Genomic DNA, 11,183 nt, shown 5'->3' on the forward strand with positions numbered 1-11,183 from the left:
AATGATCGAAGAGATCGAAGGCGTCGTCGTCGCCGGAGCAGGGCCCGTGGGCCTCGTCACTGCGTTGATCCTGGCACGGTCCGGCATCCCGGTGACGCTGCTGGAGGCCGAGGCCGACATCATCCGCTCCCCGCGAGCGATCGTTTACCACTCACCGACCGTGGAGGCATTGGATCGGCTGGGATTGCTGGACGACGCGCGCAAGCAGGGCATGCTGAAGCAGGACTACCAGTTCCGGCAGGCCGACGGAACCGTGCTGGCCCGGTTCGACATGTCCGTGATCGCGCGGGACACGAAGTATCCGTACAACCTCCACCTGGGACAGGACCTCCTCGCGGACATCGCGCTGCGCCACCTCATGAGCACCGGTCAGGCGCAGGTGCGCTGGAACCACCGCGTGGTTGCGATCCGCCAGGAAGCAGACAAGGCAGATGTCGACGTGGAAACTCCCGCGGGTCGCTCCACGCTGCGCGCCCGCTGGGTCATCGGCGCCGATGGCGGCCGCAGCGGGGTGCGCGAAGCGCTGGGCCTGGAGTGCAAGGGGTTCACCTGGCCGGAGCGTTTTGTCGCCGTGAACCTGCACTACGACTTCGAGCAGCACGGTTATGCCCGTGCCAACTTCGTCCTGGACCCGGTGGACTGGTCGATCATCCCCATCCTGGACAAACGCAGCGGCTGGCGAGTCACTTACGGCGAAGACGCGGCGCTGTCGGAAGAAGAGGTCAGGAAGCGCGCGCCCGAGCGGCTTGCGCGGCTGTTGCCAGGTGACGGGAACTGCCGCATCGACCGCATCGCGCCGTATCGCGTCCACCAGCGGGTCATCGACCGATTCCGCGTGGGCCGCGTCCTTTTCGCAGGTGACGCGGCCCACATCACCAATCCTTGCGGAGGGCTGGGCCTCACCTCCGGCCTGCTCGACGCCGTGCACCTCGGGCACGCGTTGGCCGCGGTCGTCCACGGCCGGGCCCAGGAGAGCGTGCTGGATGCGTATGCGCAGGAGCGGCGCGACGTCTTCGTGAACGTGACCTCTCCCGCGGCGTCCGAGAACAAGCGCCGGCTGACGGAGTCCGACCCCAACCGCCGCGCGGCCGACATCTCCCGCCTGCGGCAGCTGAACCAAAGTCCGGCGATGCAGCGCGAGGCGCTATTGCTCGCGACGCGCCTTGTGACCGCGCCCGCCGGTGTCAAGACGCAGTGAGCAGCACGCACCGTATCGCTTGCTTCGCGACTTCTGAAAATGAAAATCAGCCGCTCATTTTCAGAGGCGCTCCAGCGCTCGCTTTCGCCTTTGCATAAGCCACACTCATCAGGTCCGCGTCGATGTGCACGCCCGCACGTCGGCGTGCATCTCGATGCCGCAGGATGTTCTTGTCGAGCACCGCAGGCCCTTCGCAGTACCTCGTGCAGCGCGCGGCTTCGCCGAACGGTCCGTTCATGACCCTCGCGCCTGTCACCGAACCGCGCACCCACACCGACGATCCCGGCCAGGGCACTTGGTACTACCGGATCGACGCGGTTACCGATGCCGGAGAGATGACCGGTGCGGATACCTTGCGCGCGGCGGTCCCCGGCGAGCTGTGGCTGCACCTGCTGCTCAGCGGTGATGCCAACGACGCCAGCAGCCGCGGGCTGCATGCGCAGTTGCTCGCCTTCGAAAGTCACGCGAATTCCCTCCTTCGTCGCTTCGGTGGCGAGCATGCCGATGCGTCGGCGCTCTTCGAGCGCCAGGATGGCGGCGACGTCACTCACCGATCATTCGTCGCGGATGCCGTTGCGCAGCACGCCGATGGCATCCACCTCGATCTCGCACACGTCGCCCGGCTTCATGAACACCTGGGGCGTGCGCTTGTTGCCCACGCCACCCGGTGTGCCGGTGACGATCACGTCGCCGGGCTCCAGCGGGACGAAGGCCGAGATGTAGGCGATCTGGCGCGGGATGCTGTGCACCATCATGTCGGTGGTGGCGCGCTGCATCTCCTGGCCGTTCAGGCGGGTGATCAGCGTCATCTTCTGGTCGGGCGCGATCTCGTCGGCCGTCACCATCCAGGGGCCGAAGGCGCCCGTCTTCCAGAAGTTCTTGCCGGGCGCCCATTGCGAGGTGTGCAGCTGCCAGTCGCGCACGCTGCCGTCGTTGTAGCAGCTGTAGCCGGCGATGTGCGACCACGATTCCGCCTCGCCGATGTGCCGGCCGCCCTTGCCGATGACGATGGCGATCTCGCCCTCGTAGTCCAGCCGCTCGGAGACGCGGGGGCGCACGATGTCCTCGCCGTGGGCCAGCTGCGAATCGGCCACGCGCAGGAAGATCACGGGCTTCTCGGTCACCTCCTTGCCGGTCTCGCGGATGTGCTCGCCGTAGTTCAGGCCGATGCAGAAGATCTTGCCGGGGTTGGGAATGACCGGCAGCAGACGCACCTCCGACAGCGGCAAGGTGGCATGCGCGGCATCGACATGCGCGGCCGCCGTGGCGGCCAGGCCCGCGGCGATGAAGGCCTTGAGGTCCGGCGCCTGCGCGCCGAAGGCTTCGCGCAGGTCGACCACGCGGTCGCCCACGACGGCACCGTAGCTGTCCTGGCCGTTGTACTGGTAGCTGATGAGTTTCATGGTGGTTCCTTTGGGATAGAGAAGGTGGAAGGTTGCAGGCCGGCCGACCCGGGCGCCGCGTCGCGGCCACCGTGGTCGGGCGGACTTTTTTCGGGGTCGAGGCTCGCCCGGCGCGAAAGATCGAACGCAAGGAAGACGGACCGGGCGGATCACGGCGGCGTGGATCGTCATGGCGCCACCGGCAGGTGCTGGGAGATGCGGTCGAGCTCGGCCTGTGTGCGCGCCACGCCGACGATGTAGCGGTCGGGCCGCAGGATCACGGCCTGCGCCTCGTGGCTGCGCAGCCACGCGTCGAGTTGGGCGTCGGGCCGGTCGATGACGAGGGCCTCGCTGCGGGCCCAGCGCTCGGCGGTGGCCGGGGCCGCGCGCGCGAGCAGCTCGCGCCGGCCGATGACGGCGCTTCGGCGGCCGAGCAGCTCGTCCAGCAGGCGGCCGTCGTCCAGGCGCGGCTGGGGAAAGGGGCGGCCGGCCAGTTCCTGCTGCTGCGCGTCGAAGGCGCCCTGGCCCAGCAGCTGCGGCGGCAGTTCGAAGACCTCGGGCTCGCCCTCGGCGAAGCGCGCATCGCGCTCGGCCGCTGCGGCCGGGTCGGTGGTCTGGATGATGCCGCCCAGGCGCACGGCCAGTTCGATCAGTGCGCGCACATGCGGCTTGCGCTCGGATTCGTAGGTGTCGAGCAGCGATTCGGGAGCGCGGCCGGCGATCACCGCGTCCAGCTTCCAGGCCAGGTTGGAGGCATCGCGGATGCCCGCGCACATGCCCTGGCCCAGGAAGGGCGGCGTCTGGTGGCAGGCATCGCCCGCCAGGAACAGCCGGCCCTGGCGCCAGCCGTCGGCGATCACCGAATGGAAGGTGTAGATGGCCGCGCGCTCCAGCCGCGCCTGCGCGGGGCTGACCCATGGGGCCACCAGCTTCCAGAGACTGTCGGGCTGCACCAGCGCCTCGCGGTCGTCGTCGGGCAGCACCATGATTTCCCAGCGGCGGCGATCGCCCACCACGTTGCAGTAGGTCATGGGCCGATGCGGATCGCAGTGCTGCACCGTGTGCAGCGGCAGGTCGAGCGCCTCGTTCAGCACCACGTCGAACACCAGCCAGGGCTGGCGCAGGCCGAGGTCGACCATCGGGCTGCCGATGTGCTCGCGCACCGGCGAGCGGGCGCCGTCGCAGCCGACCACCCAGCGCGCGCGGGCCTCGAACGCCGGGCCGCCATTGCCGTAGCTGTCGCCCTCGCGGCAGTGCAGCGTCGCGCCGTCGCCGTCCACTTCGATGGCGCTCAGCGTGGTCCGCAGCCGGACGTCCACCTGTGGAAAACGAGCCAGGCCTTCGCGCAGCACGGCTTCCAGCTCGGGCTGGTGGAAGTAGTAGTTGTTGGCGCAGCCGTGCGGCCCCAGCGCCGCGGTCCCGCCGCGGATCAGCAGGGTCTGCCCCGCGCCGTTGACGAAATGCATGCCCTGCGTGCCCGGCCGCGAGATCGCCAGCACCTGCTCGCGCAGTCCCGCCGCCTGGAAGATGCGCAGCACCTCGCCGTCGTAATGGATGGCCCGCGGCAGCGGAAAGATGCCGGCCTCCTTCTCGATCACCAGCACCGAGCGACCGGCCGCACCCAGCAGGTTGGCCAGCGTGGCGCCGGTGGGCCCCAGGCCCACGATGGCCACGTCGTACACGGGCGGCCGCTCAGACATGCTGGTCTTCCTGCATGCGGCGTGCGACCTCGGCCTGCCAGTCGGCACGGCTCATGAACCTGGGGAAGCGCTTCGCGATGGCTTCGGCCCGCGCCAGGATGGCCTCGTCGGACTGGGCCAGGTCGATCGGCTCGCGCAGTGGCTGGTCGCAGTACCAGGGCGTATCCATGAACAGCTCCAGGCGGTTGCCCTCCGGGTCGCGGCAGTAGACCGAGACCGCGTTGCCGTGCGTCACGGGTTGCATGTCCGTGACGCCTTCGTCCAGCAGCCGGCCATGGAAGGCACGCAGCGTCGCGAGGTCGGGCACCCGGAAGGACAGCTGGTTGACCACGTTGAAGGCCATGTCCGCGGGCCGGCCGGTGGCCAGCACCAGCTGGTGGTGCTCGTTCGGGTCGCGGCTGAGGAAGACCAGCTGCACCGGGCCCAGGTCGCCCGCGTCGGTCTGGGTGAATCGCAGGGCGCGCTTGTAGAAGCCGGCCATGCGGTCCAGGTCGGTGACATACAGGCCGATATGGCTGAACTGCAGCTGGAGGGGGGAGTTGGGTGGCATGGATTGTCGTCCTTCGATAACTGAGCGCAGCTTGTCTGGCTTCGAAGAACAAATAATATCTTAATTATCTTATTTTGATAATTTGAATGTTTTTCGTATGATCCGCCCGCGTGCAGCCTGCCCGCATTCGCAAACGGAGACATTCATGACCCCCATCCAAAAGATCGTCGCGGCGGCCGCGGCCTTCCCGCTGGCGGCAGCGCTGGCGCTGTCGGGCACCGCCGCCAGTGCCCAGCCCGACTACCCCACCAAGCCCGTGCGCATCATTGCCCCCTTCCCCGCGGGCAGCGGCCCCGACGCCAACGCCCGCGAGCTGGCGGCGGAGCTGACGAAGATCCTGGGCCAGTCCTTCTATGTGGAGAACCGTCCGGGCGCCTCGAACATCATCGGCACCGAGGTGGCGGCCAAGGCGCCCAACGACGGCTACTCGCTCTACATCGGCACCACGAGTTCGCTGTCGGTGGTGCCGCATCTCTACGGCAAGCTGCCCTTCAATGCCGAGCGCGACTTCGCGCCCATCAGCCTGCTGGGTGTGCTCAACACCGGACTGATCGCCACGCCCTCGGTGCAGGCCAAGGACGCGCGCGAGCTGATCGCGCAGCTCAAGGCCAAGCCCGAATCGATCAACGTGGCCACGCAGGGCATCGGCAGCTATTCGCACCTGTCGGCAGCGTGGTTCAACAGGGAGGCCGGCGTGAAGTCGAACCTGGTGCCCTACAACAGCAACAGCCCATATGCCGACCTGCTGGCCGGCCAGATCCAGCTCATGTTCGACGGCCTGCCAGCCGCAGCCACCAACGTGCAGGCAGGCAAGCTCAAGCTGCTGGCCATCACCGGCCGCGAGCGGCACCCGAGCTTCCCCAGCGTGCCCACCTTTGCAGAGCAGGGCCTGCCCGACTACACGCCCATTGCCTGGCAGGGCCTGCTGGCACCGGCCGGCACGGCACCGGCCATCCTGGAAAAGCTGAGCGCCGCGATGGCCAAGGTGTGCCAGTCGCCCGAGCTGGCAAAGAAGTGGCGCGATTACGGCGGCGAGCTGCGCTGCAACACGCCAGCAGAGTTCACCGCCTTCATCCAGGCCGACCGCGCCATGTGGGGCAAGGTGATCCGTGCCGCAGGCGTCAGGCTGGACTGAGAGGCCCGAGATGCCCGTGCCTCTCGGTATTTCCATCGGAGTCTGATGGATGGCATATCTCTCGACCAGCGACCTGCGGGCCGACGCCATCGTGATCACCGCACCTGGCGGGCCGGAGGTTCTGCAGTGGACCGAGGGCCTCCCTCTGGCCGAGCCGGCGCCAGACGAGGTGCTGATCGACGTCGCCTTCGCCGGGGTCAACCGGCACGACTGCAACCAGCGCCGGCGGGGGCCAACGCCCGCGCACAGCGATGTGCCCGGGCTGGAAGTGAGCGGCACCGTGCGCTGGGCCGGCGCGCGCGCCGAGGGTCTGTGCGTGGGCGATTCGGTATGCGCGCTCATCGACGGCGGCGGTTACGCCACACGGGTGGTGGCACATTCCGCGCTCACCTTCGCAGTACCGGCCGGACTCGATCTGCAGGCCGCCGCCGCGCTGCCCGAGGCACTCTTCACCGTGTGGCACAACTTCTTCGGCGTCGCCGCCCTGGGGCCGGACGAAACGGTGCTGATCCACGGCGGCACCAGCGGCGTGGGCAGTCTGGCCATCCAGCTGCTGCGCTGCCTGGGCCATCGCGTGGCCGTGACCTGCGGCACCGACGCCAAGGCGGCCGAAGCGCGGGCCCTGGGCGCAGAGGCCGCCTTCAACTACCGCACACAGGACTGGGCACAGGCCGCGATCGACTGGACCCAGCGCCGGGGCGTGGACGTTGTGTTGGACATGGCCGGCGCGGCGCATTCCGCGCGCAATGTGCAGGTGCTGGCACGCCGGGGCCGGCTGGTGCATCTGTCGCCCGGCGACGGCGCTGACTTTGTCGCACCGCTGCGCCCCATCCTCGCCAAGGAGTTGCGCATCACCGGATCGCTGTTGCGACCCTTGCCGCTGGCGGAAAAGGCGCTGCTCGCCGAGCGCCTGCGGGCGGTGGTGCTGCCCCTCGTTGCGGCCGGCCGGGTGCGCCCTTGGGTGAGCGAAGTCTTCGGTCTGGCGCAGGCGGCCCGAGCCCATGCGCACCTCGAATCGGGGCAGGCGATGGGCAAGCTGGTGCTGGCGGTGATGGCGCCCTGACGTCCGGCCGTCACAGGCCTGTGCCTGCCATCGTGCGCCAACGGGGCAACGCATGGCTCGCAACGCGACTCGGCATCCGTTGACACGGGTTGAACACTCGCGTTCAATTCTGGGCATTTCGCCCATTGAAGAGAACGTGAACCCTGCTCAAGAACGTATTCACCGCGCCGCACTGCAACTGTTCGCGGAAAAAGGTGACACCCGAATCACGGTGAGTGAACTCGCGCAAGCTGCGGGTATTGCCCGAGGCACGATCTACAACAACCTCGAGTCTCCGGACACTCTGTTCGAAAGCGTGGCCACGCAACTCACTGCCGAAATGCATCAGCGCGTGGCACTCAGCTCTGCCGGTATCTCGGACCCCGTGCTGCGGATGGCGTGTGGCTTGCGTTTTTTCGTGAGGAGGGCTCATGAAGAGCCGAGCTGGGGGCGTTTCCTCACGCGCTTTTCGTTCAGCCATGCATCGCTCAAGGGGATGTGGGGTGGACAACCCATGACGGATGTCATGGACGCGATGACGCGGGGCCGATATTCGATTCGGCCGGAACAAATCACATCCGCTATCGCGCTGCTCGCCGGCGCCGGCCTGGCGGCCATGTTCCTGGTGCAAGACGGCCACCGAACCTGGCGCGAAGCGGGTACGGATGCTGCCGAACTCGTCTTGCGGGCACTGGGCATTCCGCCAGATGAAGCGAGAAAACTCGCTGCCGCGGAGCTGCCTCCGCTGCTGCCGTTGCCGTAGCACCGGTCGACGAGCCCTCTTGCGCCACAAGGCGCCCCTTCCTGAAGCCTCTCGTGCGTCCTTTGTCCGCTGAGCGGACTTGGCGCGATGCGGGATCGGACGCCGCTGAACTGGTGCTGCGCGCACTCGGCGTTCCGCCCGACGAAGCGCGCCGACTCGCCACCATTGAGTTAGCTCCGTCGCAGCCATTGCCGTCGGAGTAGCGCGCCCTCCGCGCGGCGCATCCCCCCTGGGCCCCGCTTGCCTGCCTCGCTCGGTGCGGCATCGCCGCATTTATCCGACAGGCGATCAATCGCCAATCGATTGAACCCTATTGACTCAAATTGAACATTACTGTTCAATTGAGGCAGAGACAACCTCATCGCCTGCAGAACCAGCCATGTCGTCCATCGCTTCCCTTGCCGATGTGCTGCACATCGAATCCGTGCCACTGGCACAGCGTTCAGTGCCGCAAACACCGTACGAAATGCTTCGCCAAGGCGCGTTGAGTGCACCTGGGCAGCCCGCGCTTTCGTTCTTCTTCGATGCCGAGCACTTTGATCGGCCACACGTCTGGAATCATGAAGACCTCTTGCGCAGGATCACCCAGGCGGCCAACCTGTTTCGCAGCATCGGCATCGGGCGCGAGGATGTCCTGGCCTTCGTACTACCCAATCTGCCGGAAACTCATTTCGTCATCTGGGGCGGCGAAGCCGCAGGCATCGTCTTTGCCATCAACCCGCTCCTGGAGTCGGAGCAGATCGCGGAGTTGCTGAACGCAGCTCGGGCACGCTGGCTGGTCACACTGGAGCCCACACCAGGTACAGATCTTTGGGAGAAAGCCTCCTCGGCGGCCCGGAAGGTGAATGGCCTGCGCGGCATCCTCACCATCAGCATGGGCCCGTACGTGAGTGGCGGCCGCGGCCTTGCCCTGAGGGCGATGTCCCGGGTGCGGAGGCCGCGTGTACCGGGGCTCGATATACCGATCCTCGACTTCAAAAGCGCCCTGCGTACCGTCAGGGACGATCGGCTCGAATTCGAGCCTCCACGCCCCGATCAGATTGCCTCCTACTTCTGTACCGGTGGCACGACCGGCCTGCCGAAGATCGCCACGCGCACGCATTTCTCAGAAGCCTTCGACGCATGGGCGATGTCGATCTTCGTGGAAGGAGGCTTCGCTCCCGGACGCACCATCTTCTGCGGCCTTCCTCTCTTTCACGTCAACGGCCAGCTCGTCACCGGCCTGGCACCGCTGGGCAATGGCGCGCATGTCGTGATGGGCACGCCACAGGGCTATCGTGGGCCAGGCGTGCTCGCAAGGTTCTGGGCGATCGTCGCCCACTACAGGGTCAACGCCTTCTCGGGTGTCCCTACCGTGTTCTCTGCACTGCTGCAAACGCCGATCGAATCGCACGACGTGTCGAGCCTCGACTTCGCACTGTGCGGCGCAGCGCCGATGCCGCAGGCACTGTTCAGCACCTTCGTCGCACAAACCGGGACTCGCATCCTCGAGGCGTACGGGCTGACCGAAGGTGCCTGCGCTTCCAGTGCCAATCCACCTTTCGGCTCACCTCGCATCGGTTCGATCGGATTGCGTTTTCCATACCAGGACATGCGCGTGCTGATCGTCGACGACAACGGCACGTACCTGCGCGATGCGGCGTTCGATGAAGTGGGTGTCCTCGCGATCCACGGGCCCAACGTTTTCGCAGGCTATCTGGACCCTCGCCACAACCAAGGTATCTGGATCGAGCGGGATGGCGCGCGCTGGCTCCATACAGGAGACATGGCGCGTCAGGATTCGGACGGCTACTTCTGGCTCACCGGACGCAAGAAGGAACTGATCATCCGCGGCGGTCACAACATCGATCCCGCGCTGATCGAGGCACCGCTGCACACTCACCCCGCGGTTGCGCTCGCGGCGGCCATCGGTCGGCCGGATGCCCACGCAGGCGAAGTGCCGGTGGTCTACGTGCAGCTCAAACCCGGCGCAAGTGCCACTTCCGAGGAACTGATGGCGTTTGCCATGGAGAACGTTCGCGAGCGCGCAGCATGGCCGCGACACGTTCGAGTGCTCGAAGCGCTGCCGGTCACCGCCGTGGGCAAGATCTTCAAGCCTGCATTGTCGATGCGCGAGATCGAGGACGTGGTGCGCGGCCATGCCACTGACACGGACGCGGAACTGATCGCGCTCGACGTTTTCCAGCATCCGCAACGCGGGCTGCTCGCGAAGATCCAGGCCGGCCGAAATGCCGGCGCGCTCAAGCAGGCATTGGCGGCCTATGCCTTTGCCACGGAGCTCGCGTCATGACCGTATTCCAGCCGCGTGCCGAGAGGCCGGTGATCAAGGTCGAGGATATTGCGTGGCTGCGCTTCGGGCGTAGCGACCTGGATCAGGCCGAGCGCTACTTTGTCGACTTCGGACTGCAGGTGTCAGCGCGCACGGCCGATGCCATCTATTTGCGCGGGGTCCTGGCTGCTCACCACGTCGTGATCATCGAGCGCACCGGGCACGACGGCTTTCTGTCGCTGGGCCTGCGCGCCTCGAGTGCCGCCGATCTGGCCACGCTCGCGCAAACCCACGGTGAACAGGTCTGTGCGTCGACGGAGCCGGGCGGCGGCCAGATCGTAAGACTTGAAGATCCCTCGGGCATGCGAGTCGAAGTCGTGCACGGCCTGGCCGAACTGCCAGTGCTGCCCCATCGGCCGCCGCGCGCGTGGAACATGCCTGGTGACAAGCGACGCGTCAACGCGCCACAGCCTTGCATCGCGGCCCCGGCGGAAGTCTTCCGCCTTGGTCACCTCGTGATGCAGCGCCAGGAATTCGCACGCAACGCCAACTGGTACGTGCAGAACTTCGGACTGATCGCGAGCGACGTCGAAGTGCTTCCAGCAACCCGCGAAGCCGTCATTGCCTTTCTGCGCTGCGACCGCGGGAGCATTCCGAGCGACCACCACTCCCTGGTGATCGCCAGCGGTCCGCGCGATCAATACGATCACGCGGCATTCGAAACGCTGGACCTCGATGCTGTGGCACTGGGAGGCCAATGGCTGCAGCAGAAGGGTTGGGTACACAACTGGGGCATCGGACGCCATGTTCTCGGCTCCCAGGTTTTCAACTACCACTACGACCCCTCCGGCTTTCCCGTGGAGCACTACGCGGACGGCGATGTTTTCGACAGCCACTATCCCACCCGGTACCACGAGACAGGCAAGGGCTCCATGTACCAGTGGGGGCCGGACATGCCCGGTCATTTCATCGAGGCTCGTCCGTCGCTGTCGATGCTGGCCGATGTGATTCGCGGCCTGCGCACTCGCCCCGATTTCCGGCTTTCCCGGCTCGCCGCCATCAAGAAGGTCTTCTCCCTGCCTCCCCGTTCCTGGGCCGGTCGGCGTTTCCGCAAACCCCGCCCGCGCTGAGCAACTTTTTCCGG

General features: G+C 66.8%; 10 protein-coding genes. 6 read left to right on the forward strand and 4 right to left on the reverse strand.

Features of this window, described 5'->3' with window-relative positions; translation table 11 throughout:
• The first annotated feature begins 1 nt into the window (after position 1).
• Entirely contained in the window at positions 2–1,198 is a 1,197-nt protein-coding gene (locus AC1VNX_RS24385; RefSeq protein WP_483160215.1) for an FAD-dependent monooxygenase, read from the forward strand.
• 46 nt (positions 1,199–1,244) lie between these two features.
• Here AC1VNX_RS24385 and AC1VNX_RS24390 read toward each other — a convergent pair whose 3' ends face one another.
• The 4 genes from AC1VNX_RS24390 to AC1VNX_RS24405 all read right to left on the reverse strand — a co-directional run bounded on the left by AC1VNX_RS24390 (position 1,245) and on the right by AC1VNX_RS24405 (position 4,830).
• Positions 1,245–1,436 (reverse strand): hypothetical protein, encoded by a 192-nt coding sequence (locus tag AC1VNX_RS24390; protein ID WP_483160216.1) that lies wholly within the window; start codon positions 1,434–1,436, stop codon positions 1,245–1,247.
• A 316-nt stretch (positions 1,437–1,752) separates the two neighbouring features.
• Positions 1,753–2,601, reverse strand: coding sequence for a fumarylacetoacetate hydrolase family protein (locus tag AC1VNX_RS24395; protein ID WP_483160217.1), 849 nt, complete (start codon positions 2,599–2,601; stop codon positions 1,753–1,755).
• A gap of 167 nt (positions 2,602–2,768) precedes the next feature.
• Positions 2,769–4,280 carry a bifunctional 3-(3-hydroxy-phenyl)propionate/3-hydroxycinnamic acid hydroxylase MhpA gene (mhpA, locus tag AC1VNX_RS24400; RefSeq protein ID WP_483160218.1) on the reverse strand — a complete coding sequence of 504 codons (1,512 nt, stop codon included), beginning with the start codon at positions 4,278–4,280 and terminating at the stop codon, positions 2,769–2,771.
• Positions 4,273–4,830: a VOC family protein gene (locus AC1VNX_RS24405; RefSeq protein ID WP_483160219.1), complete on the reverse strand. Its 558-nt coding sequence runs from the start codon at positions 4,828–4,830 to the stop codon at positions 4,273–4,275. Before AC1VNX_RS24405 ends, mhpA begins: the two co-directional genes overlap by 8 nt.
• Before the next feature lie 145 nt (positions 4,831–4,975).
• Here AC1VNX_RS24405 and AC1VNX_RS24410 point away from each other — a divergent pair, with 145 nt between their 5' ends.
• The 5 genes from AC1VNX_RS24410 to AC1VNX_RS24430 all read left to right on the forward strand — a co-directional run bounded on the left by AC1VNX_RS24410 (position 4,976) and on the right by AC1VNX_RS24430 (position 11,169).
• The gene (locus AC1VNX_RS24410) at positions 4,976–5,965 is read left to right on the forward strand and encodes a Bug family tripartite tricarboxylate transporter substrate binding protein (protein ID WP_483160220.1); all 990 of its coding nucleotides are present in this window, start codon (positions 4,976–4,978) and stop codon (positions 5,963–5,965) included.
• 49 nt (positions 5,966–6,014) lie between these two features.
• Positions 6,015–7,028, forward strand: a complete 1,014-nt coding sequence (locus AC1VNX_RS24415; protein ID WP_483160221.1) for an NAD(P)H-quinone oxidoreductase — start codon at positions 6,015–6,017, stop codon at positions 7,026–7,028.
• Between the two features lie 52 nt (positions 7,029–7,080).
• Positions 7,081–7,770: a TetR/AcrR family transcriptional regulator gene (locus AC1VNX_RS24420; RefSeq protein WP_483160222.1), complete on the forward strand. Its 690-nt coding sequence runs from the start codon at positions 7,081–7,083 to the stop codon at positions 7,768–7,770.
• Between the two features lie 379 nt (positions 7,771–8,149).
• A complete protein-coding gene (locus AC1VNX_RS24425; RefSeq protein WP_483160223.1) occupies positions 8,150–10,060 on the forward strand; it encodes an acyl-CoA synthetase in 1,911 nt (636 codons plus the stop codon).
• The gene (locus tag AC1VNX_RS24430) at positions 10,057–11,169 is read left to right on the forward strand and encodes a VOC family protein (RefSeq protein ID WP_483160224.1); all 1,113 of its coding nucleotides are present in this window, start codon (positions 10,057–10,059) and stop codon (positions 11,167–11,169) included. Before AC1VNX_RS24425 ends, AC1VNX_RS24430 begins: the two co-directional genes overlap by 4 nt.
• The last annotated feature ends 14 nt before the right edge of the window (positions 11,170–11,183 follow it).

The organism is Variovorax sp. TLI9-5A (assembly GCF_056867935.1).